The organism is Streptomyces sp. NPDC025618 (assembly GCF_055558795.1).
In genome coordinates this window covers 159,864-185,602 of the sequence record NZ_JBVHLW010000003.1, presented here as the reverse complement: position 1 = coordinate 185,602, position 25,739 = coordinate 159,864, and the positions used below count along the sequence as shown (strand labels likewise).

The window sequence follows — 25,739 nt, the reverse complement described above, 5'->3', positions numbered from 1 at the left end:
GCGCTGCGGAATGATCCATGCCGTACCGACCGGCCGACATCCCATCGGGGGATCCACCATGACTCGTACCCGCTCCCTGCGCCTTGCCGCGGCCGCCCTCACCGCGGCGGCGGCCCTCACCCTCACCGCCTGCGGCGGCAGCGACGGTTCGGGTGCCAAGACCAGCGGGAAGGCCGACACCTCGGCGGCCGACGGGCAGGAGCAGGGTCAGTCGGCGGACGACTCGGGCCAGGCGGACTCGGCACAGGCGGCCACGGCCTCCAAGGACGGCAAGAACGGGGCCAAGGGCACCTGCACGGCCGCGAACGTCAAGGTGGAGGCGAAGGCCGTCCAGACGCCGGTCAACCACCTGCTCATCGTGGCCACCAACACCTCGAAGAGCCCCTGCCACGCGTACAACTTCCCGTTCATCCGCTTCGACGCCGACCAGGCGACCGCGGGCGCCGTGGAGGAGAGCCGCCCGCAGGGCGTCATCACGCTGGCGCCGGGCAAGGCGGCCTACGCGGGCGTCATCACCTCGGCCGCGGACGGCTCGGGCGGTGCCGGCCGGGACGCCAAGAAGCTGGGCGTCTCCTTCCAGGGCTCGGACGGGAACGGCAGCGTCGGCGACCAGGCGTCGGTGGACCTGCCCGGAGGCAAGGTCCACGTCGACGACTCGGCGCGCGTCACGTACTGGCAGAGCGGTTCGCCCGCGGCGCTGAAGTGGTAGCCGGACGGCCTCAGCCGTCCAGTCCGGCCAGCACCAGCGGCAGCCGGGAGACCCCGCCCTCCACCACGCTCAGAGGCACGCCCCAGTCCTGCTGATGCATATGGCACGCCGGGTACTCGTTGTCCGGGTCGTCGTCGCAGGAGGCGGCCATCGCCGACACGTGCAGGACGCCCCCGGTCACGCCGTCCGCCAGGACGAGGTCGCGGCCCAGGTCGGTGCCCGCGCCCGCGCCCTCCGCCAGGAGCTCCGGCGGGGTGGAGCTGACGAGCAGGCGGGTGGACGGGCCGTAGCGGGTGTCGAGCTTCTGGCCGGCCGGGGCCTGGAAGACGACGTCGAGCCGCAGCCGTCCGGGGGCGACCTCCGTGGCGGCGCGCCGCGTGCGGTGGGCGACGGCCTCGACCCGTACGGCCTCCTCGGGCAGCCGCAGCCGCGTCAGGCGGTGCCGGGCGGACTCCACGACCACGATGTCGTCGTCGGCGAGCACGGCGGCGGACGGCTCGCGCAGGTCGGTCGCGAGCGTCGTCACCTCGCCCGTGGCCGGGTCGAAGCGGCGCAGCGCGTGGTTGTAGGTGTCGCAGACGGCGACGGAGCCGTCGGGGAGCGCGGTCACGCCCAGGGGGTGCTGGAAGAGCGCCTGCGCGGCGGCGCCGTCGCGGTGCCCGAAGTCGAAGAGGCCGGTGCCGACGGCGGTGCGGACGGCGAAGCCGTCGCCGTCCCGCTCGACCCAGCGCAGGGCGGAGGTCTCGGAGTCGGCCACCCACAGCCGGTCGCCGGCCGCGGCGAGCCCGGACGGCTGCGCGAACCACGCCTCGGCCGCCGGCCCGTCGACCAGGCCCTCGTTGGTCGTGCCCGCCGCGACCTCGACGGTGCCGGTCTCCGGGTCGTACGTCCACAGCTGGTGGACGCCCGCCATGGCGATCCAGACGCGGCCGGCGAACCAGGCCACGTCCCAGGGCGAGGAGAGGCTGATCTCCGTCGCGGGTCCCGAGGTGGGCTGCCCCTGCATCCACTGCCTGCCCGTCCCGGCGAGGGTGGTGAGCGCGCCGGTCAGCGGGTCGTACGCCCGCAGCGCGTGGTTCACGGTGTCGGCGACGACGACCGTGCCCCCGGGCAGCAGCGCGAGGCCCTGGGGCTCGCTGAGGCTCTCGGGCCCGAAGCCGCGCTCGCCGGTGCCGACGCGGCGCACGACGGTCTCGGCGTCGGCCGCGAGCTCCACGAGCTGGTGGCGGGTGGAGTCCGAGACGAGGAAGGTGCCGCCGGGCAGCCGCACGGCCTTGCCGGGGAAGCGGAGATCGGTGGCGACGGGCTCGGGCGCGACATACGGCCCCTCACCGCGCCGCAGCGTCCCCTTGGCCCCGTGCTCCGCCTCCAGCTCGCCCACCAGTGCCTCGAGGGCGTGCGCGTGCCCCTCGCCGGCGTGCTGGGCGACGACATAGCCCTCCGGGTCGATCACGACGAGCGTGGGCCAGGCGCGCACGGCGTACTGCTTCCACGTCGCGAGCTCGGGGTCGTCCAGGACGGGGTGGTGCACCTCGTACCGCTCGACGGCGTCGACCACGGCCTGGTGCTCGGCCTCGTGCACGAACTTCGGCGAGTGCACGCCGATGATCACCACGGTGTCGCGGTGCTTCTCCTCCAGCTCGCGCAGCTCGTCGAGGACGTGCAGGCAGTTCACGCAGCAGAACGTCCAGAAATCGAGGATCACGATGCGTCCTCGCAGGTCGGCGAGGGTGAGTTCGGTTCCGCCGGTGTTGAGCCAGCCGCCCTTGCCGATGAGTTCGGGGGCGCGGACCCGGGCGCTGCGGGGAGCGGGCGAGGCATTGTTCATGGTTCAAGGGTGCCATCCCGGTGTGAACGCGCGACCACAAGCGCTTGACCTGGCGGACGGTAAGGGGACACGGCACGGACAGTCCGGGCCGTTGCCCTGTTTTCCGCTCCGCGGGCCTGCAGGAGCACCTAGAGTTGACGTGTTCCGGAGCCGGGCTCCAGGAACAGGGCCGGGGAGCCGCACAGCAGTACGACTCCCCGGGATTTCGCGAGGAGACCCCGTCAGGATCCGCTGTGGTGTCCGACCAGCTCGAGTACCAGTCGAGCGATGTTGGTCAGGAACGACACCACGGCGAGCAGGATCCCGAGCGGGGTCTTTCGCCATCCGCATGGTTGCCGTCGGTCAGCTGCCATGCATGTCACCTCCGTGCGTGCGAGCGAATGGATACGGCACGGGTGGACAGCGCATGTTCCGCGGACGTCGACAACTCCGCGCTGGAACCTTATGCAGGCGCCTCAGGGGCACACGCCACATCCAGAAGTTCGCCACCGCTTCGCCAGGGGTCGCAAGATACCCGCCGCCCAACTGAGCGGGGCAGACTGGTTTTTCGTAGTGATTGCAGATTGGAATGAGGCTCCCCGGAGACTCCCAAAGCTGGAATGGGGTATGTCCATGCCCGCCCGCAGGAAATATCCGCCCGAGCTGCGGCAGGAGGCCATGCGCATGGTCCACGACCTGCGCCGCCGCAACGGCACGCCCTACGGCTCGGTCTCCGAGGTCTCCCGGGCGCTCGGCGTCGGCCGCGAGACGCTCCGCGCGTGGATACGCCAGGGCGAGGTCGACTCCGGGATCCGGCCGGGCAGGTCCACCTCGCACGCCCAGCGCATCACGGCGCTGGAGAAGGAGCTCGCCGAGGTGAAGCGGGCCAACAAGATCCTGCTGGAGGCAGGGGGTTTTATCGCCCGGGAGCTCGACCCGCGCGCGGGACGCTGACCGCGTTCGTCGACCACCGCCGGGAGGAGTTCGGGGTCGAGCCGATCTGCCGCACCTTGGGGATCGCCCCGTCCACCTACTACGCGCACAGCGCCCGGCGCGCGGCGCGGAGGAAACGTCCGCCGGCGGAGTCCGCACGGCCGCCCGGCTCCGTCAGGACCCTGGCTGTCGACTACACCCTGCTGGACTCCCCGAGGGCCGGCAGCCCCTCCGGCACGCTCTACGCGATCTTCGTGCTGGACCTCTCCTCGTCCGCCGTCCTCGCCTGGTGCATCAAGGAGGACATCCGCCCCGAGTTCGTCTTCGCCGCACTGGAGCTGGCCCTGGAGAACCCCTTCGGCCGACGGCTCGGCGCGGGCGTCCCGCTCAGGGCGGAGATCCGCTGCACGCACCGGCTCCAGCGGACCGACGCGGTGCGCGCCGTCGCCACCGCCGGTGACGTCGCCCTGGAGCGCACGATGCACGCGCACAGCAGCGACTACCGGGAATTCCTGCGCCGGCAGCAGGACGTGTACTCCCCGGAGGCGGTGGCCGGGAAGACGTGGGCGTGGGTCTCGCAGCACAACGACGAAGTGGCCAAGAGGCTGCTGGAAGCGGAGCGGTCGCCTGACGGCTAGCGCCCCAGCACGCGGTCCTTCAGCGCCGGGAAGGACTCCCGCGTCTTCGCGACCTTCGCCATGTCCAGCTCCGCCGTGAGGACTTCCTCGGCCGGACCCGCCTGCGCCAGCGTCTCGCCCCAGGGGTCGACGATCAGGCTGTGGCCGGCCTGGGGGACGCCCGCGTGGGTGCCCGCCGTGCCGCAGGCGAGGACGTACGACTGGTTCTCCACCGCCCTGGCGCGGGCCAGCAGCGTCCAGTGGTCGCGGCGGCGCTCCGGCCAGCCGGCCGGGACGACGAGGGTCTGGGCACCGGCGTCGACCAGCGCGCGGAAAAGCTCGGGGAAACGCAGGTCGTAGCAGGTGGCCAGGCCCAGCGTGGTCTCCGGCAGGGAGACGGTGACGAGCTCCGTGCCCGCCCCCATCAGGACGGCCTCGCCCTGGTCGAAGCCGAAGCGGTGGATCTTGCGGTAGGTGCGGACGAGCTCGCCCTCGGGCGAGAAGACCAGGGAGGTGTTGAAGACCGTGCCGGACTCCGCCAGTTCGGCGATCGAACCGGCGTGCAGCCAGACACGCGCGTCGCGCGCGGCGTCGGCCATCGCACGCGTGGTGGGTCCGTCCAGGGCCTCGGCGCCGGTGGCGAAGGACTCGTAGGCGAAGGCGCCCACGTGCCACAGTTCGGGCAGCACCACGAGGTCACTGCCCCGCTGTTCGCGTACGAGCCCGGCCACGCGCGAGCGCCGCGCGCCGGCCAGCTCCGCGTCGGAGACGTCCACCTGGATCAACGAGACGCGCACGGTACCACCAATCTCAGCGTCCGAAACCACTGCCAGCCTGCCCGTGCGCAGCGTAACTTAACTGCTGAACACCCGAAGAGCACTTGCCCCGCAGCCGACGCAGCACGAGCAGCCAATCCGCGCACGCACCGCCCGAGGGATTCCGTGACCGTCCACCCCAGTCTGCAGCCCGTCATCGACGCCTGGACCCACTCCATCGAAGCGATCCACGAGTTGGTGAGACCGCTTGCCGAGAGCGACTGGAACAGGCCCACCGAGTGCCCCGGGTGGTCGGTGCGCGATGTGGTCTCCCACGTCATCGGCGTGGAAACCGAATTCCTGGGCGAACCACGGCCGATCCACACGCTGCCGCGCGATCTCTACCACGTCACCGACGAGTTCTCGCGCTATATCGAGGTGCAGGTCGACGTGCGGCGCTGTCACACCGCCCTGGAGATGACCTCCGAGCTGGACCTCATCATCCTGCGGCGCTGCCGGCAGCTGCGGAACGAGCACCGGGGGCCGCAGACGCCGGTGCGCTGGCCGCTGGGCTCGGGCAACGACCAGCCGCTCGAACGCGCCCTGACCGTACGGGCCTTCGACGTGTGGACGCACGAGCAGGACCTGCGGCGCGCGCTCGGGATGCCCGGCAATCTCGACTCGCCGGCCGCTGTCCTCAGCCGTGACTTCCTGCTGGCCTCGCTGCCGAAGGTCGTCGCCAAGGACGCCGCCGCCCCGCCGGGCTCGGCGGTGGTCTTCGATGTGCACGGCCCGCTGGAGTTCCTGCGGACCGTGCGGGTCGACGCCCAGGGCCGGGGGAAGATCGACAGCAGTGTGTCGCTCGGCCCCACGGTGACCCTGGGCATGGACTGGGAGACCTACGCCCGGCTGGCGTGCGGGCGTCTGAGGCCGGACGCGGCGGCGGATCTCGTCAAGGTCGAGGGCGAGCCGCGCCTGGCCCGGGCGATCCTGCGGGAGTTCTCGATCACCCCGTGAGCCGCCCCGTGACCGGGACGTGCACCGTCGCCACCCTCGACGCCACGATCCGCTCCTCCTCGCGGCGCCGCGCGGGCGTCCGCAGGCGCAGGATCTGGGACAGTCCCAGCGCCTCCAGGACGAAGACGGAGCAGAACGCGACGCGGTAGTTCTGGCCGGTCGCGTCCAGCAGGAGGCCGACGGCGAGCAGGGTGGTGATCGAGGCGACGAAGCCGCCCATGTTGACGATGCCGGACGCGGTACCCTGGCACTCGGGCGGGTTCGCCGGGCGCGCGAAGTCGAAGCCGATCATCGAGGCGGGGCCGCAGGCGCCGAGGACGACGCACTCCACGATCAGCAGCCACGTGGGCGCGTGCGCGGGCCAGACGGCGACCGTCGCCCACAGCAGGGCGGTCGCCGCGACCGTGCCGAGGGCGAGCGGCAGCCGGGCGGCGTGGTGGCGGCCGATGATCTGCCCGTAGACCAGCCCGACGGCCATGTTCGACAGCACCACGAGGGTGAGCAGCAGTCCGGCGGTGCCGCGGGAGCGGCCCTGCGCCTCGACCAGGAACGGCATGCCCCACAGCAGCAGGAAGACCATCGCGGGGAACTGCGTGGTGAAGTGCACCCACATGCCCAGCCGGGTGCCGGGTTCGCGCCAGGCCCGCTGGATCTGCTGCCGTACGAATCCCTTGCCGGCGTGCGGGGCGGCGACCGGTTCGTGGCCCTCGGGGTGGTCCTTGAGGAAGACCAGCAGCAGGACGAGGACGAGCACTCCGGCGGACGCGCTGCCCGCGAAGGTCTTCGTCCAGCCCTCGCTGTGCAGCAGGCGGGCGAGGACGACGGTGGAGACGAGGTTGCCCGCCATCCCGAACAGCGCGGCGATCTGCGCGATCATCGGGCCGCGGCGGGCGGGGAACCAGCGGGCGCCGAGGCGCAGCACGCTGATGAACGTCATGGCGTCACCGCAGCCGAGCAGGGCGCGGCTCGCCAGGGCCGTGCCGTAGGAGTGGGAGAGCGCGAAGGAGAGCTGTCCCGCGGTGAAGAGGACGACGCCGAGGCCGAGGACCTTCTTCGTGCCCAGCCGGTCGACCATCAGGCCGACGGGTATCTGCATGCCCGCGTAGACGAGCAGTTGGAGTATGGAGAAGGTGGACAGCGCGGAGGCGTTGATGTGGAAGCGCTCCGCGGCGTCGATCCCGGCCACGCCGAGGCTCGTGCGGAAGATGATCGCGACGAAGTAGACGCCGACGCCGAGGCCCCAGACCGCGACGGCCCGCCGGCCGCCCGGCGGGTCGCCGGGCAGCGCGGCGGCCGGCTGGCTCATCGGACGTCTCCCTGCGCGAGGTTGCGCACCCAGCTGACGTGCTGGTCGACGACGTCGACGGCGGCGCGGGCGTCCCCCGCGCGCAGGGCCTCGAGGATCTCGCTGTGCTCGGCGTGGTTCTTGGCGATGCGGTCGGGGTGGGCGTGCATGACGGCCACGCCCATCCGCAACTGCCGGTCGCGGAGCTGGTCGTAGAGGCGGGAGAGGATCTGGTTGCCCGCGTTGCGGACGATCTCGGCGTGGAAGGCGCGGTCGCTGACGGAGACGGCGGCCAGGTCGCCCGCGGCCGCCTGCCGCCGCATGTCGTCGAGGAGTTCCTCCAGGCGCGTGATGAGGCGCTCGGGGGCGGGGACGGCCTTGGCCGCGGCGTGCTTCTCGACGAGCAGGCGGGTCTCGACGACGTCCGCGATCTCCTGCGCGGACACGGCGAGCACCAGCGCGCCCTTCTTCGGATAGAGCTTGATCAGCCCTTCCGCCTCCAGCCGCAGCAGCGCTTCCCGCACGGGCGTCCGGGACACCCCGACCGCCTCGGCCAGGTCTCCTTCGGTGAGCAGCGTCCCGCCTTCGTAGCGGCGGTGGAGTACGGCTTCTTTGATGTGGACGTAGACGCGGTCGGCGGCTGGGGGCTGCTTGGTGGGGAGGGGCAGGTCGGCGGGGGGAGCGGTCGGCATGCGCACAGCTTAGATACAACACGTATGCGCGACGAGGGGGCGTCCGCGATCCGGACGAGGAAGATGTCCACGGGCGTCCAGGCGACGGGACGGACGGGGTGAAACAGGGACGGCCGGGGCGGCCAGGGGCCTAGACGCCCGGCCAGCCGTCCAGCGGCGTGATGAAGACGAAGCGGAGGTCCGGGCGCTGTATCGGCAGCAGCACGTGCGTCGTCACGCGGACCTCCGCGTGCCCGTGGTACGGCAGCCGCAGCCGGAAGACGTGGCCGTCGCGGTGCTCGACGACGTCGTGTTCCTCGGCCCAGATCCGCCGGCAGTCCGCGTCCGCGTCGAGGATGTCCTCGACGAGCCCCCGCAGTTCCGCGTTGGCCGGATCGCTGTTGGCGGCGACGCGCAGCATCGCGAGATAGGTGCGCGCGCAGCTGTCCTCCCAGTCGAGCATCTGCTCGCGCGCCTCGGGGGCGAGCAGGGCCCACCGCATGAGATTCGCCCCGGGGCGCAGGGCCCAGGGAAACCACTCGCCCATGAGGGAATTCGTGGCGACGACATTCCAGGCGACGTCGGAGAGATATGCGGGATAGGAAACCTGCTGTTCCAGCAGCGCTTTGACGCCGTTGGGCAATTCTCGGTGGTCACGGGAGAGTTCGGGCGGGCGGCGGCCGCAGACGGCGAGGAAGAGGGTGAGGGTCTCGGCGTCGCTCAGCCGCAGGGCCTGGGCCACGCGCAGCAGGAAGCTCTCCGAGAAGTCCTGGCGGCGCCCGGCCTCCAGCGCGCGGTACCACCCCTCGCTCACCCCGGTCAGCCTGGCCACATGGGCCTGGGAAAGGCGCTTGCCGGGGGGCGGGACGATGCCGCGGAGCTCGCTGACGGCGCGGGCGTCGACGCGCGCCCGCCAGGCCCGGAGAAGCCGGCTGATGGATTCGCCGTCCACCCGGTCGACGCCTTCCACAGGCCCTCCAAATCCGACACTGCAAGTGTTGGTCAATGTTAGGTAATTTGCCCAGCACGGGCTATTCCACCCCCTGCCAGGGTGGTGACCCGAGGCCGCTCCGTAGCAGGACAGAGGGCCCGGACGCTGCTCTCTCCGCACTGGAGGGGGGTGAGGAGAGAAGCGGCCGGGCCCTCTGTCTTTCCGCTTTTCAACGGTTTTCTTTTCAACCGCTTTTGCCCGGGGCGGCCTCTTCTCCATCGGCCGCCCGGCCGGAGATCAGCCCCAGGTGATGAGGCGCTGCGGGTTCTCCAGCACGGCCGCGATGTCGGCGAGCACCTTCGAGCCGAGCTCGCCGTCGACCAGGCGGTGGTCGAAGGACAGCGCCAGGGTCGTCACATGACGCGGCTTGACCTTGCCCTTGTGGACCCACGGCTGGAGCTTGATCGCGCCGAAGGCCAGGATCGCGGCCTCGCCCGGGTTGAGGATGGGCGTGCCGGTGTCGATACCGAAGACGCCGACGTTGGTGATGGTGACCGTGCCGCCGGACATCGCGGCCGGAGCGGTCTTCCCCTCCCGCGCCGTGGAGACCAGCTCGCTCAGGGCCGCCGACAGCTCGGGCAGGGTCTTGGCGTCCGCGTCCTTGATGTTCGGCACGATCAGGCCGCGCGGCGTGGCGGCCGCGATGCCCAGATTCACGTAGTGCTTGCGGACGATCTCCTGGCTGTCCTCGTCCCAGGCCGCGTTGACGTCCGGGTTCCGCTTGATCGCCACGAGCAGCGCCTTGGCGACCAGCAGCAGCGGGTTGACCCGCAGCCCGGCCATGTCCGGGTCGTCCTTGAGCTTCTGCACGAGCTTCATCGTGCGGGTGACGTCGACGGTGACGAACTCCGTGACGTGCGGCGCGGTGAAGGCGCTCGCGACCATCGCCTGGGCGGTGGCCTTGCGGACGCCCTTGACCGGGATCCGCGTCTCGCGGGCACCGGCGGCCGGGGCCTGCGCGACCTCCGTGACCGCCGCCGGCTCCTCCGCGGCCGGGGCGGGCGCGGTGCGCGCGGTGGCGGCGGCGTGCACGTCTTCCCGGGTGACGACGCCGTCGGCCCCGGTCGGGACGACGGCCGCCAGATCGATGCCGAGGTCCTTGGCGAGCTTGCGTACGGGCGGCTTGGCCAGCGGGCGGCCCGCGGAGGCGGCCTGGGCGGCCGGCTCGGGCGCTATGGGCGCGGGGGCCGCCGCCGGGGCCGTGGCGGCGGCCGTGTGGCCGTTCAGCTCCGCCTGCACGGCGGCCGTCACCGAGGACGGCTGCGCGGCGGCCTTGCGCGGCCGGCGCTTGGTGGACGACGGCGCGGCGCCGTACCCCACGAGCACGGCCTGGCGCTCCGGCGCGGCCGGGGCCTCGGGCTCCGCGGGCGCGGCGGCGGGCGCGGCGGTCTCCTCCGCCACCGGACCGGAGCCCGGGGCGGTGTCGACGGCGATGATCACCTGGCCGACGTCGACGGTCGTGCCCTCGGGGAAGCGCAGCTCGTGCACCACGCCGTCGAAGGGGATGGGCAGTTCGACGGCGGCCTTGGCGGTCTCCACCTCACAGACCACCTGGCCGTCGGAGACGGTGTCCCCGACGTTCACGTACCACTTGAGGATCTCGGCCTCCGTGAGTCCCTCGCCCACGTCGGGCATCTTGAACTCGCGGAAACGCTGGCCGTTGGCGGTGCTTGCAGTCATGGTCACGACTCTCCTCGAACCCCTCAGTACGCCAGCGCGCGGTCGACGGCGTCGAGCACCCGGTCCAGTCCCGGAAGGTACTCGTCCTCCAGCCGGGACGGCGGGTACGGCGCGTGATATCCGCCGACCCGGAGCACCGGTGCCTCCAGGTGGTAGAAGCAGCGCTCGGTGATCCGCGCGGCGATCTCCGCGCCCGTGCCCAGGAAGACCGGTGCCTCGTGCACGACGACCAGCCGGCGGGTCCTCTCGACGGACGCCTGGATCCCGTCGAAGTCGATGGGCGACATCGACCGGAGGTCCAGGACCTCCAGGGACTTGCCCTCCTCGGCGGCCGCCGAAGCGGCCTCCAGACAGGTCTTCACCATAGGGCCGTAGGCGGCGAGGGTGAGGTCCGTGCCGGAGCGGACGGTGCGCGCGGTGTGCAGCGGCCCGGGGATCGCCTCGGTGTCGACCTCGGACTTGTCGTGGTAGCGGCGCTTGGGCTCGAAGTAGATGACCGGGTCGTCGCTCTGGATGGCCTGCTGGAGCATCCAGTAGGCGTCGGAGGCGTTCGACGGGGAGACCACCTTCAGGCCCGCCACGTGCGCGAAGAGCGCCTCCGGCGACTCGCTGTGGTGCTCCACCGCGCCGATCGCGCCGCCGTAGGGGATGCGGATGACGACCGGCAGCTTGATCTTGCCGAGCGCGCGGGCGTGCATCTTGGCGAGCTGGGTGACGATCTGGTCGTACGCGGGGAAGACGAAACCGTCGAACTGGATCTCCACGACCGGGCGGTAGCCGCGCAGGGCCAGGCCGATCGCGGTGCCCACGATGCCGGACTCGGCGAGCGGGGTGTCGATGACCCGGTCCTCGCCGAAGTCCTTCTGCAGGCCGTCGGTGACGCGGAAGACGCCGCCGAGCTTGCCGACGTCCTCACCCATGACCAGGACCTTGGGGTCGGACTCCAGGGCGGTGCGCAGGGAGGCGTTGATCGCCTTGACGATGGAGAGCTTCTCGGCGGACATCAGTGGCTCTCCTCGGCGAACGAAGCCTGGTAGGCGGCGAACTGGGCGCGCTCCTCGTCGACCAGCGCGTGGCCGTCGGCGTAGATGTTCTCGAAGATCGCCATGTTGTCGGGGTCCGGCATCGTCCGGACGACGTCGCGCACCCGCTTGGCGAGCGCGTCGGACTCGGTCTCCAGGGCGGCGAAGAACGCCTCGTCCGCGTGGCCCTCGCGGTCCAGGTAGGTCCGCAGGCGCAGGATCGGGTCCTTCGCCTCCCACAGCTCGCGCTCCTCGTCCCGGCGGTACTTCGTCGGGTCGTCGGAGGTGGTGTGGGCGCCCATGCGGTACGTGAACGCCTCGACCAGCGTGGGTCCCTGGCCGGTGCGGGCGCGCTCCAGGGCGGCCTTGGTGACGGCGAGGACGGCGAGGACGTCGTTGCCGTCGACCCGCACGCCCGGGAAGCCGTAGCCCTGCGCGCGCTGGTAGAGCGGGACGCGGGTCTGCTTCTCGGTGGGCTCGGAGATGGCCCACTGGTTGTTCTGGCAGAAGAAGACGACCGGGGCGTTGTAGACGGCGGAGAAGGTGAACGCCTCCGCCACGTCGCCCTGGCTGGACGCGCCGTCGCCGAAGTAGGCGATCACGGCGGAGTCCACGCCGTCCTTGGCCACCCCCATGGCGTAACCGGTCGCGTGCAGTGCCTGCGAGCCGATGACGATCGTGTAGAGGTGGAAATTGTTCTCGTTGGGGTCCCAGCCGCCGTGGTTCACACCGCGGAACATGCCGAGCAGGTTCGTGGGGTCGACCCCGCGGCACCAGGCGACGCCGTGCTCGCGGTAGGTCGGGAAGACGTAGTCGTCCGGGCGGGTGGCCCGGCCGGAACCGATCTGGGCGGCCTCCTGGCCGAGCAGCGAGGCCCACAGGCCCAGTTCGCCCTGGCGCTGAAGGGTGGTCGCCTCGGCGTCGAACCGCCGGGTCAGCACCATGTCCCGGTACAGGCCGCGCAGTTCCTCGGGCGTCAGGTCGATGGAGTAGTCGGGGTGCTCGACCCGCTCGCCCTCCGGCGTCAGCAGCTGTACGAGCTCGGGCTCGCCGGCCCGCGCGGCGCTCGTCCTGGCGCCGGCGCGCTTGCTGCTGCCCCGGCGCGGCTTGCGCGCGGCAGTGCTGTCCACAGTCACGTGTGCTCCTCCGTCTGTCCGGCCCCCGGGGTCGCCGGCGGCCGGAAGGGGTCCCCCGCCGTGAGGCAGGGAAATGCTCGCCCGGTCCCCGACGGCACACGGGGTGGGTGTGCCGAGGCCGGAACCGGGCGTGACAGGCGCCCCGGCGAATGGCCTGCAATAAGCACGTTACCCAGAAGGCCGCATTCCCGCGAAACCCCGCCTGACCTGCAATTTTGCTTGGATTTCCAAGTAAATCGAGAAAGCGGGACAACGCTCCTGGTCACGTCCTTGTGAGCACAGCCCTGCGGACTGCCGGAACGACCGCACGTTATCCCGGAGGACAAGAGCAGGGGAAGAGTTGGTGTGTGAGACTGTGACTGTGCCCGAACAAGGAAAAATCACGGTATTTCTGCTCGATGACCATGAAGTGGTCCGTCGCGGGGTGCACGAGATGCTCTCCGTGGAGGAGGACATCGAGGTCGTGGGTGAGGCCGGTACGGCCGCGGACGCCTTGGTGCGCATTCCCGCGACCCGGCCGGATGTCGCCGTTCTGGACGTTCGCCTTCCGGATGGCAGCGGAGTGGAAGTCTGCCGGGAAATCCGTTCTCAGGACCAGAACATCAAATGTCTGATGCTCACCTCCTTCGCGGATGACGAGGCACTCTTCGACGCCATCATGGCGGGCGCGTCCGGTTACGTACTGAAAGCGATCCGTGGCAATGAGCTCCTCTCGGCCGTACGGGACGTGGCGGCCGGGAAATCCCTGCTCGACCCCGTGGCGACCGCGCGGGTGCTGGAGCGGCTGCGCGACGGCAAGGACCCCAAGGGCGACGACCGGATGGCGAGCCTGACCGACCAGGAACGCCGCATCCTCGACCTGATCGGCGAGGGGATGACCAACCGCGCCATCGGCGAACAGCTGCACCTGGCCGAGAAGACCATCAAGAACTACGTCTCCAGCCTGCTGTCCAAACTGGGCATGGAGCGGCGTTCCCAGGCGGCCGCCTATGTGGCCCGCATGCAGGCCCAGAAGCGCTGAAACCGCCGGTTTTCCCCTTTCTTTCCCCTTTCGGGACCAACGTCCCCGGCCCCAGGGCCGGGTGCCCCTACGGGCGGGCGGCACCACCGGGCACAGTGGTGCCATGCTCACCGCGCCTCCGGGGCCCCACGACGACTGCGACGAATACCGCGCGCTCGAACTGCTCGCCGGCCTGCCCTACGGCAGGCTGTCCGTGAGCATGCGCGCGCTGCCCTTCGTCACCGTCGCCCGGCACATCGTGTCCGGCCGCTCGGTCGTGCTGCGGATGCACGCGGGCTTCGGCTACGCGCAGGCGTGCGACGGCAACGTCGTCGCGTACGGCGCCGACAACCTCAGCAACCGCCGCGAGGGCGACGAGGACGTCCGGACCGTGCAATTCGTCGGCACCGCGCGGCTCTTCACGCCGTCGCCCGCCGAGCTGGAGCTCTTCGGCCGGGCGCCGCGCACCGCGGACGACGCCCCCTTCGTGCCCGAATACCTGTGCATCGAACCGCAGTTCATCACGCTGCATCGCCTCGAAGGCGTCCCCGCGCGACAGGTCGCGCACTTCGCCTGATCTAACATTTGGAGCGTGCCGCGCTCACTTGTCTCCCCGCTCGTCGCCACCACTGTTCACAGCGGAACCGGCGGGGACGGCGGACTTCAGGCACCGGGCAGCGGCACGCTGCACGCCCTGCTCCGGCGGTACGGCAACGCCGGCACGCCCCTGGCCTGCGTCCCGCTGACCGAGGGCCTGCTCAACCGCGGTTACCGCCTCACCACGACGCGCGGGGCCTTCTTCCTCAAGCACCACCTCGACGGCGACCACGCGGCCATCGCCCGCCAGCACAGCGTCACCCTGCGGCTGGCCGCCCTGGGCCTGCCCGTCGCCCCACCGGTCGCCGACGCCGAGGGCTCCACCGTGACCGTCCTCGACGGCCGCTGCTACGCCCTGCACCCCTGGGTCGAGGGCCGCCACCACGACGGCGGCGAGCTGACCCGCGCCCAGTCCCGCCGCCTCGGCACGCTCCTGGGCCAGGTGCACACCTGCCTGGCGCAGGTCTGCCCGCAGGAGACCTCCGCGTCACCGGATGCCCCCGAGGAGGGCCCTGGAGGGCCCTCTGCGGGCCCGGGAGAGCCCGAGCGGAATCCTGGGGACCCGCGGGCCTTCGAGGGGCCCCAGGGGGCGGTCCAGGACGCCGCGGCGGACCCCCAGGACACCTACGCCCTCATCGAGGAGCTCCTGGTGCTCGTACGGCGCCGCCCCCGCGACTCCTTCGACGAGCTCGCCGAGCACCGGCTCGTCGAGCGCCGTGCCCTGCTGGAGCGGCACGCGCACCGCCGTCCCGCCGCCGCCCCCGCCCGCGGGTGGGTGCACGGCGACTTCCACCCGCTCAACCTCCTCTACCGGGGCGGCGAGCCCGCGGCGATCATCGACTGGGACCGCCTGGGCGTCCAGCCCCGCGCCGAGGAGGCCGTACGGGCCGCGGTGATCTTCTTCCTGCGGCCCGACGGCACGCTGGACCTGGCGAAAATACGCCCCTACGCGCGCGCGTACCGACGCGCGTGCGGCGCCGGGACGGCCGAACTGGCCGCGGCCGTGCACCGCGTGTGGTGGGAGCGGCTCAACGACTTCTGGATGCTGCGCTGGCGCTATCAGCTGGGCGACCACCGCGCCGACCCCGGCTTCCCCGCGTCCGCGGCGCTGGCCGTGTGGTGGACGCGGGCGTACGGCTCCGTGCGCGACGCCTTCACGGACTGAGCCCGCCTCCCGGTGCGGGAGACGGGCTCAGGGCCGTGCGTCGCGCGGTCAGCCGCCCAGGCCGCCCTGGAGGGTGTTGCCGGTGGTCGTACCCGGCGGCGTCGGGTGCTCGGTCGGCGGCTTCGGGTCGTCCGTCGGCGGCTTGTTCGTCGGGTCGGTGGGCCCCGTCGGACCGGTCGTGCCACCGTCCGTCGGATTGTCCGTCGGCCCCTTCGAGTGGTGGCCCCGCGACGGCACGGTGGACGGCTCGTCGTTGCCGCCGCCCGTCTGGTCGGTGTCCCGGCTGTGGCCGCCGGGGTACTCCCCGCCGGTCTGCGGGCTGCGCGGCCGCTCGCTGGGCGACTCCGCCGTGGACGGCGTGCCGGGGGACGACGGGCCGGTCGAGGTCTTGTCGGTCGTCTTGTGGTTGTCGGCGCCGGTGGACTTGGTCTGGTTCAGCGCGTAGACCACGCCCACCGCGATGGCGAGCACCGCGAGCACGGCGACCAGCACCATCTTGCCCTTGCCGCCACCGCGGTTGTCGCGGCCCCGGCCACCGTGGCCGCCGTTGTAGCCGTCAAAACCGCCGTCGTCGCCGTGGCGGGACGGGATGAGCGGCTGCTGCGAGGTGTCGCCGTGCAGCGGGTGGGGCATGGCGGTGGTGCCCGCCATGCCGCCGCCCATGCCGAGGGCCTGCGTCGCGGCGGTGGCGTGCGCGACCGGTCCGGTGTCCCAGGAGCCCGTGTGGGCACCCGCGTCGTGCAGCATCTGGAGCGCGTACTGCACCAGCCCGCGCATCTCCTCCGCGCTCTGGAACCGGTCGTCCGGATCCTTCGCGAGGGAGCGCATGACCAGCCCGTCGAGCTCCGGCGGCACGCTGCTGAGCACCTGCGAGGGCGGCACGGGGTTGTCCTGGACGTGCTGATAGACCACCGACAGCGGGGTCTCACCGGTGAACGGCGGGCGGAGCGCCAGCAGTTCGTACAGCAGACAGCCGGTGGCGTAGAGGTCCGAGCGCGCGTCGACCGTCTTGCCGAGCGCCTGCTCGGGCGAGAGGTACTGCGGGGTGCCCATGACCATGCCGGTCTGCGTCATGGTGGACGCCGCGCCGTGCAGGGCGCGGGCGATGCCGAAGTCCATGACCTTGACGGCGCCGTTGTTGGTGATGATCACGTTGGCGGGCTTGATGTCGCGGTGCACGATGCCGTGCTGGTGGCTGTAGGCCAGCGCCTCCAGCACGCCCGAGACGATGATCAGCGCCTGCTCCGGCGGCGGGGCCTCGGCGTTCAGCAACAGGTCGCGGATGGTGCGGCCTTCAACCAACTCCATGACGATGTACGGCACGACGTTGCGGCCGACGGTGTCCTCGCCGGAGTCGTAAACCGCGACCACCGCGTGGTGGTTGAGCCCGGCCACGGACTGTGCCTCGCGGGTGAAGCGCGCCTTGGAGACCGGGTCCTCGGCGAGGTCGGCGCGGAGCAGCTTCACCGCGACCGTGCGGCCGAGACGTACGTCCTCGGCGGCGAACACCTCCGCCATGCCACCGCGCCCGAGCCGGTGGGTCAGGCGGTAGCGGCCGTCGCCGACCAGTCCGCCGTTACCCCACATTTCAGGCACATCGGGCATACCGCCCCCGTTGGCGTCAGGGTCCGGTGGACCCTGGGCGCTCTGCGTCTGTGCCATCAGTCCTCGCCGTCGTGTCTGGCCGCTGCGCGTGGGAGGCGCTGCGCGGGGAAAACGGTCTTCCGCTAAGGCACGCTACAGGCTCCAGGCCGCGCGCCGGTCCGAGATGGACGCGCTATCAAACCCGCACGGGCCTGAGCAAGGCAAATCTCGTGACGGCTTGTCGCTCATCCCGTCACGGAACGGGCACGCGGCTTGACGTGCCCGCGCCCTCGGGCAGACTTGGCCGAGATATATCGACGGACCGGCCCGATCCGGACCAGTACAGCAGGCAGTGCGCCCAAGGGGGAAGTGGAACGATGAGCCAGGACGGCGCACAAGGCCGCTATGCGGGCCGTTCGGTCGGCGGTGGCCGGTATCAGCTGCGCGACCTCCTCGGTGAGGGCGGCATGGCCTCCGTGCACCTGGCCTACGACAGCGTGCTGGACCGCCAGGTCGCCATCAAGACCCTGCACACGGAGCTCGGGCGCGAGGCGTCCTTCCGCGAGCGCTTCCGGCGCGAGGCGCAGGCCGTCGCCAAGCTCACACACACCAACATCGTCTCGGTATTCGATACGGGCGAGGACGACCTGGACGGGTCGACCATGCCGTACATCGTCATGGAGTACGTCGAAGGCCAGCCGCTGCGCTCCGTGCTCGACTCGGACGTCCGGCAGTACGGCGCGATGCCCACCGAGAAGGCGCTGAAGATCACCGCCGATGTGCTGGCCGCCCTCGAGGTCAGCCACGAGATGGGGCTGGTCCACCGCGACATCAAGCCCGGCAACGTGATGATGACCAAGCGCAACGTGGTCAAGGTCATGGACTTCGGCATCGCGCGGGCCATGCAGTCCGGCGTCACCTCCATGACGCAGACCGGCATGGTCGTGGGCACCCCGCAGTACCTCTCGCCCGAGCAGGCGCTCGGCCGCGGCGTGGACGCCCGCTCCGACCTCTATTCGGTCGGCATCATGCTCTTCGAGCTGCTGACCGGGCGGCTGCCCTTCGACGCGGACTCCCCGCTGGCCATCGCGTACGCGCACGTCCAGGAGGAGCCGGTCGCGCCCTCCACGATCAACCGCTCGATCCCGCCGGCCGTCGACGCGCTCGTCGCCCGCGCGCTGAAGAAGAACCCGAACGAGCGCTTCCCGAGCGCCGAGTCCATGCGCGACGAGTGCGCGCGCGTGGTGGGCACCGCCCAGTCCGCGGCCTCGCCGGTGATCATCACGGGCGGCGCTCCGCCCCGCAGCGGCGCGGGCGTGGGCTCCGCGGTCTTCCCGCCGGTCGACCAGCAGGCGCAGGTGCCGGGCCCGCAGGGCGTCCAGATGCCGTACCAGCCGCCCGCCCAGAGCGCGTACAACGGCGGCTACGGCCCTTCCACGCCCCCGCCGGGCCCTCCGGGCTACCCGACCCCCGCCCAGTCCTTCCAGGGCGGCCCGAGCGGCCCCGGGACCCCTCCGCCGTACGCGACGCCCGCTCCGATGCCGGGCAGCGGCGGCGGCAAGAGCAACAAGCCGGTGCTGATCGGCTCCGCCGTGGTCGCGGTGCTCGCGGTCATCGGCGTGATCGCGGCGATCTCGCTGAACGGCGGCGGCGGTGACTCCGGCAACCAGGCGAAGGAGTCCCAGTCGGCCGCCCCGGTGGCCGGCTCCGGCGGCGGGTCCGCCGGGGGAGCCACCTCGGGCGGCGACACCGGCGGCACGAAGTCGCAGCACAAAGAGGGCGACAAGACGAAGACCATCGACAAGCAGAAGTGCACCAACGCCTACGACTACTTCAACGACAAGACGAAGAAGACGGCGCCCAACTTCAGCTACTTCTACGTCGACTCGGTCAAGGCGTGCCTGCAGGCGGCGGGCTGGAAGTACCGCGTCGACGTGCAGCCCGAGAACACCTGGGGCAAGGGGACGGTGCTCAGCCAGACCCCCAAGGAGGGCGACCCCTTCGACCCGAAGTCGCCGAGCGACGAGTTCGTGCTGACCGTGTCGACGGGCGACCCGGCCTCGTAGGGGCCTGACCGCGGCGGACGCGCGTGTGCCCGGTACGTCCTCGGGGGACTTACCGGGCACACGCGCGTCCGTGCCGCTGACGGACTAGAGATACGGGCCGGAGCGCGCGCCGCCGTGCTGGTGGCCGCCCTCCTCGTCGTCCCCCAGGATGCCGGGCGGGAGCGCCCGGCGCATCTGCTCCAACTGCGCCCGCGCCGCCATCTGCTGGGCGAACAGCGTGGTCTGGATGCCGTGGAAGAGCCCCTCCAGCCAGCCGACCAACTGTGCCTGCGCGATCCGCAGTTCGGCCTCGGTGGGGATCGTCTCGTCGGTGAAGGGGAGCGACAGCCGCTCCAGCTCCTCCACCAGCTCGGGCGCGAGGCCGTCCTCCAACTCCCTGACGGAGCTGTGGTGGATCTCCTTGAGGCGCACGCGGCTCGCCTCGTCCAGAGGGGCGGCCCGGACCTCCTCCAGCAATTGCTTGATCATGCTGCCGATGCGCATGACCTTGGCGGGCTGTTCCACCATCTCCGTCACCGGGACCTCGCGCGACTCGTCGTCACCCTCCCCGACGCCGGGGCTGGCGCTGCCGAGAGCCATGCCGTCCGGACCCACGACCAGGACCTGCGGGCTCTCTTGCGACCGTTCGTTCCTCGGCATATCCATGCCGCCATTCTCTCGCACAGGTGATTTCCCCCTGTTGATGCCCCCGTACACGCCTGATCCACCGTGTCACACACCCCGCCGCGCGCCCCTTTTCCACTCCGCGCGCCGCTGGTCTTTCGCACGTGTCGGCGTTCACCTTCCGCACGCGCCGGCCGGATCGGGGCGCGCACGGTCAGGAGGAGCCGCGCGGGCCGGCCCCTGTCCAGGCCACACCCTCACCCGGTCCGCCGCAACCGCAGCGCGATGAAGCCGAGGCCCAGGCCGGTGAGCATCATCCCGGTCCCCAGCGGCAGTACGCGCATGACGCGGTCCCCGTACGCGGCCTGCTCGCCGCCTCGCCCGTCCGCTCCGGAACCCCGCCCGTCGTCCGGCACCGGACGCGGACCCGGGTGCCGCGGCCGCGCCGCGTCCGCCTGTCCGCGCGTCCGCTGCGTCGCGGACGGGGACTCACCGGGCACGGGCTCGCCGGACGCCGTCTCGTCGTCCGCCTCGGATTCCGCGTCGTCAGGCTCCTCCGAGGGGGCCGGGTCGGTGGCCCGCCCCGGGTGCGTACGCCCCTCGCCGGCGGCGTTTCCCGCGAGCCGGCCATCACCGCCCGGAGGAGCGGGCGTGGGTCCGGAGGGGAAAGCGAACGGCGGTGAGGGCGCGAGGTTCGCCCTGCCGTGCCGCCCGTTCGCGGGCGCCCTGGGCGGCGGTGCTCCGGCCACGCCGCGCGGTGCGCGTCCGGCGGCCGGTGGCACGGACGACGCGGCGAGCGGCGGGGAAGGGACGGAGGCAGGCGCGGCGGAGGAAGCAGAGGAAGCCGAGGAAGGGCCCGCGGGCGGGGCGAAGGGGCGTACGGGTGGTGCCGGGGCGGGGCGCCCGGCACAGTGCGCACCGGGCGCGGTCGCCATGAGCGCTGCCATGACCACCGCCGCCGAGGCGGCGCGGGAGGCCGCCCGTATTCCACCGTTCACGCCGCCGCCCTCCGCCCGAGCCGCCGCCCCCACGCCAACAGCCCCACCCTCACACGCACTCCGCCGTCCGGCGCGGGCGAGGGGCCAAGCGGGTGACGGGCGGCGACGGCGGGCGGCTGACGCGGGCGGCAGCGCGGGCGGCTGACGGCGGTGGCCACGGCGGGCGGCCGACGCGAGCGGCAGCGCGGGCGGTCGCGGTTCATGCGCGACCGGCATGTTTGACCGCGCCCTCGCGCTTAATGCCGACGGCTCACGCGTCAGGTGGTCAGCAGCACCTTCCCGACGTGCGTGCTCTCCTCCAGCACGCGATGGGCCTCCGCGGCCTCCCGGAGCGGCAACGTCCGGTCGACCACGGGCCGTACGCGCCCTCCGGCGATCAGCGGCCAGACGTGTTCGCGCACGGCGGCCACGATCGTCGCCTTCTCCGCGAGCGGGCGGCCCCGCAGCGAGGTGGCCATCACGGCGGCCCGCTTGGTGAGCAGCGCGCCGATGTCCAACTCGGCCTTGCGGCCGCCCTGGAGGCCGATGATGACGAGCCGTCCGTTGACGGCGAGGGCGTCCACATTGCGCGCGAGGTACTTCGCGCCGACGATGTCGAGGATGACGTCCGCGCCGACGCCTCCGGTGACCTTGCCGAGCTCCTCGACGAAGTCCTGTTCGCGGTAGTCGATGAGGATGTCCGCGCCCAGCTCCCGGCAGCGTTCCAGCTTGTCCCGGCTGCCCGCCGTGACGGCGACACGCGCGCCGACGGCCTTCGCCAGCTGCACGGCCATCGTCCCGATGCCGCTGCCGCCGCCGTGGACGAGCAGGGTCTCACCGGGGCGCAGGTGCGCGACCATGAAGACGTTGGACCAGACGGTGGCCGTCACCTCGGGCAGACCGGCCGCGGTGACCAGGTCCATGCCCTCGGGCACGGGCAGCAGCTGACCGGCCGGCACACAGACCTTCTCGGCGTACCCGCCGCCCGCGAGCAGCGCGCAGACCTCGTCGCCGACCGCCCATCCGCTCACCCCGGGGCCGAGCGCGGCGATCCGGCCGGAGCACTCCAGGCCGGGGTAGGGGGAGGCGCCGGGCGGCGGGTCGTAGAAACCCTGTCGCTGCACGACGTCAGCGCGGTTGACGGCGCTGGCCACGACATCGACCAGGACCTCTCCGCTGCCGGGAACGGGATCGGGGACCTCGGCCCAGACGAGGGCCTCCGGCCCGCCGGGCTGGGGGATGGTGATCGCATGCATGCTCGCGAGGCTACTCCCGCCTCCCCCCGCCGATCCCGGAACATGGGACGCATGGCAACAAACCCGCGGCGCCCGGACTCCCGGAAGGCGCCCACCCGGCTCTCGCTCTTCCGCTCGCTCTGGCACCGCACCCGCGGCGAGGCCGAGGACGACGCGGAGGCCGGGCGCTCCATCGTGATGCCCGTCCAGAACGTGGCGGCTCCGCTGCGGCAGGTGCTGCGCCGGCTGATCATGGCGCTGCTGGTGCTCGGCGTCACGACGCTGCTGGTCTACGCCGACCGCGAGGGCTACCACGACAACGCGGACGGCGCCGTCGGCTTCCTGGACTCCGCCTATTACGCGACCGTCACCCTCTCGACGACGGGCTACGGCGACATCACACCCGTGAGCGACGGGGCGCGGCTGACGAATATCTTCGTGGTCACGCCGTTGCGCGTGTTGTTCCTGATCATTCTGGTCGGTACGACCCTGGAAGTCTTGACCGAACGGACGCGCCAGCAAGTGCGCATCCACCGCTGGAGGTCGCGGATGCGAGATCACACCGTCGTCGTCGGATACGGCACCAAGGGCCGCCACGCGATCGAGACCCTGATCGGGCAGGGCAAGCCGAAGGACAAGATCGTGGTGGTCGACCCGCAGAAGAAGGTCGTGGACGCGGCGTCCAGCGACGGCCTGGTGGGTGTCCTGGGCGACGCGACCCGTTCCGACACCCTGCAGCGCGCCGAGCTGCCGCGGGCCGCGCAGGTCGTGATCTGCACCGAGCGGGACGACACGGCGGCCCTGGTGACCCTGACGGCACGCCAGCTCAACAAGCAGGCCACGATCGTGGTGGCCGTCCGGGAGGACGAGAACGTGCCGCTGCTGCGGCAGAGCGGTGCCAACACGGTGGTGACCAGTTCCAGCTCGGCGGGCCGGCTGCTCGGCATGTCGATGGTGAGCCCGAACGTCGGCACGGTCCTGGAGGACCTGTTGACGTACGGCAACGGCCTGGACGTCGTCGAGCGCCCGGTCACCAAGCGCGAGGCGGGCAACTCGCCGCGCGACTGCGAGGACTTGGTGGTGGCGGTCGTACGCGGCCACCGGCTCCTGCACTTCACCGACCCGGAAGCGGCGACGCTCCACCTCTCCGACCGGGTGATCACCATCCAGACGGCGGGCGTGAGCGAGGCGGGCTGAGCCCCGGTCACGTCCCTGCCGGTGCCGCCCAGGGGAGGCCCAGCAGGCCCACCGTGTCGCCGTCTGCCGCACCCCCGGGCGGGACGACGGCCAGCGCGTCCGCCGCCGCGAGACCGCGCAGCATGGCGGGTCCGTGGAAGGCCAGGGGCCGTACGCGGTCACCGGGCAGCCGCAGCACCGGCATCAGCCGAGTGTCCGTGGGGTGCCCCTGCGCGGCCTCGGCGAGCGCCGCCCGGGTGCGGCCCGGCGCGGGGCTGCCGGAGAGCGTGCGCAGCAGCGGCTCCGCGAGGGTCAGCAGGCCCGCGACGGCGGCCAGCGGGTTGCCGGGGAGGCCGACCAGGTGCCGACCGGGCGCGAGCCGGGCCAGCAGCATGGGGTGACCCGGCCGGACGGCGACACCGTCGACCAGGAGCTCGGCGCCGACGCGGCGCAGGGTGGGGTGCACGTGGTCGACGGGCCCGGCGGCCGTGCCGCCCGTGGTGAGCACCAGATCGGCGTCCGAGGAGGTGACGGCGTCGTGCAGGACGTCCGCGTCGTCGCCGAGGCGCCGGGTCGCGATCACCTCGGTGCCGAGCGCGGCGAGCCAGGGGGCGAGCATGGGCCCCAGGGCGTCCCGGATCCGGCCGCCCTGGGGCAGGCCCTCCCGGAGCAGCTCGTCGCCGAGCACCAGGATCTCCACGCGGGGCCGCCGGGTGACGCGCAGCCGGTCGTAGCCCGCGGCGGCGGCCAGGCCCGCCACGGCCGGGCTGACGGTGGTGCCCTCGGGCAGCAGGTGGTCGCCGTGGCGGCACTCCTGGCCGCGGGGGCGGATGTCCTGTCCGTGCGTGACGCGGCGGGTGGCGTGCAGTTCGCCCTGGCCGGTCACCTTGCCGTGCTCGCTGCGCAGGACGGCGGTGGCGCCCGGGGGGACGCGGGCGCCGGTGGCGATGCGGACGGCGTGCCCGTCGCGGAGCGGCGTGGCACCGGAATGGTCGGCTCCGGCCAGGACGTCACTGTCGGCCTGGGGTGGCGGCAGCCGCCAGGGGCCGGGGCCGGAGACCGCCCAGCCGTCCATGGCCGAGGTGTCGAAGGACGGGAGGTCGGTGAGGGCGTCCAGGGGTTCCGCCAGCACCTGTCCCAGGGCTTCGCCGAGGGGCCGTTCCTCGGTGGGCAGCGCCTCGGCCGCCCGCGCGGCGGTCAGGTGGGCGCGCGGCCAGGGCGTGGCGGAGTGGGGCCGCGGGGGCAGGTCAGCCATGGGGGTGCCGGACGGGGAGTGGGACGACGGGTGGGTCGGTTCGCCGGAGTGCCCGGATGGTCCGCCGGAGCGCCCGGTTGCTGGAGCGGAGGCGCGCTCCGAGGCGGGCTCGGCGCGGGAAGCGGGCTCGGGGGAAGGGGCGGAAGCGGAAGGGCCGGGAGAGCAGGAGGCGGGCGGGCAAGAAGCGGGGGAGGCGGATTCACCGAAGGGGTCGTCGGCGAACAGGAACTCGTAATCCCGTGCCGGGGAACTGTTGCCGCGAACCCCGCCCGTGGAAGTGCCCGCGCGACCACCGCCGACCACGCCACTTCCTATCGGCATCTCTCCGAAGGGGAAATATGCGGTGGGAGTTTCGTCGTCGTGCACGGTCGCGGCCGGTGGCCCGGCAGGGCCGTCGTCGTGACCTTCGGTACGTCGGTCACGGGCGAACAACGCCAGCGCCTCCGCGGCGGCCCGGTCGAGCGCGGAATCCGCTTCCTTGTCGGTCATTCCGACTCTTCGGCCTTGTCATCGGACCGAGGGTTCCTGTCGCCGGAGCGGTGTCCCTGACCGGCGGCGGGCTTGCCCGGCGCCGTCGCGGGCCGCCCGGCCGGCGCGGCCGCTCCGGGGCCGTCCGCCTCCTCGGCCCAGCGCTGGGCCAGCGCGACGGCCTTGCGCGTGAGTTCGGCGACGGCCTCGGGGCCGCCGCCCCGCTGCGCGGCCGCGTAACCGACCAGGAAGGTCGTCAGGGGCGCGGCGGGGCGGGCCACGCCGTGCGCGGCGTCGCGCGCGAGATCCAGAAGGGCGACCGTGTCGACATCGAGATCGATGCCGAGCTCGGCCTTGGCAGCGGTGATCCATTCATCCAGCACCCACCCATCGTCCCTGATGCGCGCGCGGGCGGCGGCGACGTCCTCCCAGGTGTCACAGTCGAACGAGGCGTCCGGGTGCGGAAGGCGGCCGAGCGACAGCTCAGCGGTGAGCAGCCGCAGCGGGAGCCCGGACAGCGAGCCGTACTCGGTGGCGAGCAGCGCCAGTTCACGGCGGAGCGACTCTGTGCGGTAGGCCGCTACCAGCGGCTGGTCACGGCCGCCGGGGTCGGCGAGCAGGATGCCTTCCACCGCGGCGCCCCCATGGGTGACCTCGCGGAGCAGCGCCCGTACGGTCTCGGCGCGCAGGAACGGCAGGTCGGCGGAGAGCACGAGCGTGGTGGCGGCGGCCGTGTGCCGGAGCCCCGCGTCGAGCGCGGCGAGCGGCCCGCCGCCGGGAGGCTGCTCGCGCGCCCACCGCACGGCCCGTACGGTCGGACGGCGCGGCCCGACGACGACGGTGTCACCGGCGTCGGCGCACGCGCTCAGCACCCGGTCGAGCAGCGTGCGACCGCCCACACTCAGGGCGGGCTTGTCCGCACCGCCCAGTCGGCCGGCCGCACCTCCGGCAAGCACTACGGCGTCATAAGCAGTCACCCGTCGAGTATGG

The 25,739-nt window shown here is 72.3% G+C and carries 23 protein-coding genes and 1 other annotated feature; of the genes, 9 read left to right on the top strand and 14 right to left on the bottom strand.

Translation table 11 applies throughout. From position 1 onward, the window contains the following. Positions 1 to 58 precede the first annotated feature (58 nt). Positions 59 to 709, top strand: coding sequence for a DUF4232 domain-containing protein (locus ACZ4A5_RS04815; RefSeq protein WP_467578443.1), 651 nt, complete (start codon positions 59 to 61; stop codon positions 707 to 709). A gap of 10 nt (positions 710 to 719) precedes the next feature. Here the strand turns inward: ACZ4A5_RS04815 and ACZ4A5_RS04810 are convergent, their stop codons facing one another. Beyond that, positions 720 to 2,537, bottom strand: coding sequence for an NHL domain-containing thioredoxin family protein (locus ACZ4A5_RS04810; RefSeq protein ID WP_467578440.1), 1,818 nt, complete (start codon positions 2,535 to 2,537; stop codon positions 720 to 722). A 606-nt stretch (positions 2,538 to 3,143) separates the two neighbouring features. On the opposite strand from ACZ4A5_RS04810, the gene ACZ4A5_RS04805 reads away from it, so the two are divergent. Together ACZ4A5_RS04805 and ACZ4A5_RS04800 are read left to right on the top strand one after the other, a co-directional pair. Then, positions 3,144 to 3,470 (top strand): transposase, encoded by a 327-nt coding sequence (locus ACZ4A5_RS04805; protein ID WP_467578438.1) that lies wholly within the window; start codon positions 3,144 to 3,146, stop codon positions 3,468 to 3,470. Continuing rightward, positions 3,428 to 3,541: a sequence feature (AL1L pseudoknot), on the top strand. It overlaps the preceding gene by 43 nt. Further along, on the top strand, positions 3,527 to 4,087 hold the full coding sequence (locus ACZ4A5_RS04800) for a hypothetical protein (RefSeq protein WP_467578436.1): 561 nt from the start codon (positions 3,527 to 3,529) through the stop codon (positions 4,085 to 4,087). Its footprint overlaps the feature before it by 15 nt. Here the strand turns inward: ACZ4A5_RS04800 and ACZ4A5_RS04795 are convergent. Beyond that, positions 4,084 to 4,863, bottom strand: a complete 780-nt coding sequence (locus ACZ4A5_RS04795) for a carbon-nitrogen family hydrolase (RefSeq protein WP_467578434.1) — start codon at positions 4,861 to 4,863, stop codon at positions 4,084 to 4,086. The two genes, ACZ4A5_RS04800 and ACZ4A5_RS04795, sit on opposite strands and share 4 nt — an antisense overlap. Positions 4,864 to 5,007: 144 nt before the next feature. Here ACZ4A5_RS04795 and ACZ4A5_RS04790 point away from each other — a divergent pair, with 144 nt between their 5' ends. Further along, on the top strand, positions 5,008 to 5,838 hold the full coding sequence (locus tag ACZ4A5_RS04790; protein WP_467578432.1) for a maleylpyruvate isomerase family mycothiol-dependent enzyme: 831 nt from the start codon (positions 5,008 to 5,010) through the stop codon (positions 5,836 to 5,838). On the opposite strand, the gene ACZ4A5_RS04785 is transcribed toward ACZ4A5_RS04790, so the two are convergent. The 6 genes from ACZ4A5_RS04785 to pdhA all read right to left on the bottom strand — a co-directional run bounded on the left by ACZ4A5_RS04785 (position 5,828) and on the right by pdhA (position 12,623). Continuing rightward, positions 5,828 to 7,144: an MFS transporter gene (locus ACZ4A5_RS04785; RefSeq protein WP_467578429.1), complete on the bottom strand. Its 1,317-nt coding sequence runs from the start codon at positions 7,142 to 7,144 to the stop codon at positions 5,828 to 5,830. The genes ACZ4A5_RS04790 and ACZ4A5_RS04785 overlap by 11 nt on opposite strands. Beyond that, the gene (locus tag ACZ4A5_RS04780) at positions 7,141 to 7,815 is read right to left on the bottom strand and encodes a GntR family transcriptional regulator (RefSeq protein WP_467578427.1); all 675 of its coding nucleotides are present in this window, start codon (positions 7,813 to 7,815) and stop codon (positions 7,141 to 7,143) included. The genes ACZ4A5_RS04785 and ACZ4A5_RS04780 overlap by 4 nt, the downstream gene beginning before the upstream one ends. Before the next feature lie 130 nt (positions 7,816 to 7,945). Further along, positions 7,946 to 8,764 carry a helix-turn-helix transcriptional regulator gene (locus ACZ4A5_RS04775; protein WP_467578425.1) on the bottom strand — a complete coding sequence of 273 codons (819 nt, stop codon included), beginning with the start codon at positions 8,762 to 8,764 and terminating at the stop codon, positions 7,946 to 7,948. Between the two features lie 258 nt (positions 8,765 to 9,022). Next, positions 9,023 to 10,465, bottom strand: a complete 1,443-nt coding sequence (locus ACZ4A5_RS04770) for a dihydrolipoamide acetyltransferase family protein (RefSeq protein ID WP_467578423.1) — start codon at positions 10,463 to 10,465, stop codon at positions 9,023 to 9,025. Positions 10,466 to 10,488: 23 nt separating this feature from the next. Further along, on the bottom strand, positions 10,489 to 11,469 hold the full coding sequence (locus ACZ4A5_RS04765) for an alpha-ketoacid dehydrogenase subunit beta (RefSeq protein ID WP_366002093.1): 981 nt from the start codon (positions 11,467 to 11,469) through the stop codon (positions 10,489 to 10,491). After that, positions 11,469 to 12,623, bottom strand: a complete 1,155-nt coding sequence (gene pdhA / locus ACZ4A5_RS04760; protein ID WP_467578421.1) for a pyruvate dehydrogenase (acetyl-transferring) E1 component subunit alpha — start codon at positions 12,621 to 12,623, stop codon at positions 11,469 to 11,471. Before pdhA ends, ACZ4A5_RS04765 begins: the two co-directional genes overlap by 1 nt. A 361-nt stretch (positions 12,624 to 12,984) precedes the next feature. Between pdhA and ACZ4A5_RS04755 the strand changes: the two genes are divergently transcribed. The 3 genes from ACZ4A5_RS04755 (at position 12,985) to ACZ4A5_RS04745 (ending at position 15,385) form a co-directional block, all read left to right on the top strand. Beyond that, entirely contained in the window at positions 12,985 to 13,644 is a 660-nt protein-coding gene (locus ACZ4A5_RS04755; protein WP_467578419.1) for a response regulator, read from the top strand. Positions 13,645 to 13,747: 103 nt separating this feature from the next. Beyond that, complete coding sequence (locus ACZ4A5_RS04750) at positions 13,748 to 14,200, top strand: pyridoxamine 5'-phosphate oxidase family protein (RefSeq protein WP_467578417.1); 453 nt, start codon at positions 13,748 to 13,750, stop codon at positions 14,198 to 14,200. A gap of 108 nt (positions 14,201 to 14,308) precedes the next feature. Then, a complete protein-coding gene (locus ACZ4A5_RS04745; RefSeq protein ID WP_467578695.1) occupies positions 14,309 to 15,385 on the top strand; it encodes a phosphotransferase in 1,077 nt (358 codons plus the stop codon). 48 nt (positions 15,386 to 15,433) lie between these two features. Here the strand turns inward: ACZ4A5_RS04745 and ACZ4A5_RS04740 are convergent, their stop codons facing one another. Continuing rightward, complete coding sequence (locus ACZ4A5_RS04740) at positions 15,434 to 17,047, bottom strand: protein kinase domain-containing protein (RefSeq protein WP_467578415.1); 1,614 nt, start codon at positions 17,045 to 17,047, stop codon at positions 15,434 to 15,436. Positions 17,048 to 17,346: 299 nt separating this feature from the next. On the opposite strand from ACZ4A5_RS04740, the gene ACZ4A5_RS04735 reads away from it, so the two are divergent. Then, the gene (locus ACZ4A5_RS04735; protein WP_467578413.1) at positions 17,347 to 19,035 is read left to right on the top strand and encodes a protein kinase domain-containing protein; all 1,689 of its coding nucleotides are present in this window, start codon (positions 17,347 to 17,349) and stop codon (positions 19,033 to 19,035) included. Between the two features lie 84 nt (positions 19,036 to 19,119). Here the strand turns inward: ACZ4A5_RS04735 and ACZ4A5_RS04730 are convergent, their stop codons facing one another. From ACZ4A5_RS04730 to ACZ4A5_RS04720, 3 genes are all read right to left on the bottom strand, one after another. Beyond that, positions 19,120 to 19,680 carry a bacterial proteasome activator family protein gene (locus tag ACZ4A5_RS04730; RefSeq protein WP_398869625.1) on the bottom strand — a complete coding sequence of 187 codons (561 nt, stop codon included), beginning with the start codon at positions 19,678 to 19,680 and terminating at the stop codon, positions 19,120 to 19,122. Between the two features lie 215 nt (positions 19,681 to 19,895). Next, positions 19,896 to 20,636: a hypothetical protein gene (locus ACZ4A5_RS04725; protein WP_467578411.1), complete on the bottom strand. Its 741-nt coding sequence runs from the start codon at positions 20,634 to 20,636 to the stop codon at positions 19,896 to 19,898. Between the two features lie 257 nt (positions 20,637 to 20,893). After that, complete coding sequence (locus ACZ4A5_RS04720) at positions 20,894 to 21,871, bottom strand: NAD(P)H-quinone oxidoreductase (RefSeq protein ID WP_467578409.1); 978 nt, start codon at positions 21,869 to 21,871, stop codon at positions 20,894 to 20,896. Positions 21,872 to 21,922: 51 nt separating this feature from the next. Here ACZ4A5_RS04720 and ACZ4A5_RS04715 point away from each other — a divergent pair, with 51 nt between their 5' ends. Next, positions 21,923 to 23,047 (top strand): potassium channel family protein, encoded by a 1,125-nt coding sequence (locus ACZ4A5_RS04715; protein ID WP_467578407.1) that lies wholly within the window; start codon positions 21,923 to 21,925, stop codon positions 23,045 to 23,047. A 7-nt stretch (positions 23,048 to 23,054) separates the two neighbouring features. Here the strand turns inward: ACZ4A5_RS04715 and ACZ4A5_RS04710 are convergent, their stop codons facing one another. Continuing rightward, positions 23,055 to 24,602 (bottom strand): molybdopterin molybdotransferase MoeA, encoded by a 1,548-nt coding sequence (locus tag ACZ4A5_RS04710; protein ID WP_467578693.1) that lies wholly within the window; start codon positions 24,600 to 24,602, stop codon positions 23,055 to 23,057. A gap of 164 nt (positions 24,603 to 24,766) precedes the next feature. After that, complete coding sequence (locus tag ACZ4A5_RS04705) at positions 24,767 to 25,726, bottom strand: NTP transferase domain-containing protein (RefSeq protein WP_467578405.1); 960 nt, start codon at positions 25,724 to 25,726, stop codon at positions 24,767 to 24,769. Positions 25,727 to 25,739 lie beyond the last annotated feature (13 nt).

What these genes read in the sequence shown, in the direction of transcription:
- ACZ4A5_RS04815 (WP_467578443.1), top strand. Translation starts at nt 59, where the DNA reads ATGACTCGTACCCGCTCCCTGCGCCTTGCCGCGGCCGCCCTCACCGCG.
- ACZ4A5_RS04810 (WP_467578440.1), bottom strand. Translation starts at nt 2,537, where the DNA reads ATGAACAATGCCTCGCCCGCTCCCCGCAGCGCCCGGGTCCGCGCCCCC.
- ACZ4A5_RS04805 (WP_467578438.1), top strand. Translation starts at nt 3,144, where the DNA reads ATGTCCATGCCCGCCCGCAGGAAATATCCGCCCGAGCTGCGGCAGGAG.
- ACZ4A5_RS04785 (WP_467578429.1), bottom strand. Translation starts at nt 7,144, where the DNA reads ATGAGCCAGCCGGCCGCCGCGCTGCCCGGCGACCCGCCGGGCGGCCGG.
- ACZ4A5_RS04780 (WP_467578427.1), bottom strand. Translation starts at nt 7,815, where the DNA reads ATGCCGACCGCTCCCCCCGCCGACCTGCCCCTCCCCACCAAGCAGCCC.
- ACZ4A5_RS04770 (WP_467578423.1), bottom strand. Translation starts at nt 10,465, where the DNA reads ATGACTGCAAGCACCGCCAACGGCCAGCGTTTCCGCGAGTTCAAGATG.
- ACZ4A5_RS04765 (WP_366002093.1), bottom strand. Translation starts at nt 11,469, where the DNA reads ATGTCCGCCGAGAAGCTCTCCATCGTCAAGGCGATCAACGCCTCCCTG.
- ACZ4A5_RS04750 (WP_467578417.1), top strand. Translation starts at nt 13,748, where the DNA reads ATGCTCACCGCGCCTCCGGGGCCCCACGACGACTGCGACGAATACCGC.
- ACZ4A5_RS04740 (WP_467578415.1), bottom strand. Translation starts at nt 17,047, where the DNA reads ATGGCACAGACGCAGAGCGCCCAGGGTCCACCGGACCCTGACGCCAAC.
- ACZ4A5_RS04735 (WP_467578413.1), top strand. Translation starts at nt 17,347, where the DNA reads ATGAGCCAGGACGGCGCACAAGGCCGCTATGCGGGCCGTTCGGTCGGC.
- ACZ4A5_RS04730 (WP_398869625.1), bottom strand. Translation starts at nt 19,680, where the DNA reads ATGGATATGCCGAGGAACGAACGGTCGCAAGAGAGCCCGCAGGTCCTG.
- ACZ4A5_RS04720 (WP_467578409.1), bottom strand. Translation starts at nt 21,871, where the DNA reads ATGCATGCGATCACCATCCCCCAGCCCGGCGGGCCGGAGGCCCTCGTC.
- ACZ4A5_RS04715 (WP_467578407.1), top strand. Translation starts at nt 21,923, where the DNA reads ATGGCAACAAACCCGCGGCGCCCGGACTCCCGGAAGGCGCCCACCCGG.
- ACZ4A5_RS04710 (WP_467578693.1), bottom strand. Translation starts at nt 24,602, where the DNA reads ATGCCGATAGGAAGTGGCGTGGTCGGCGGTGGTCGCGCGGGCACTTCC.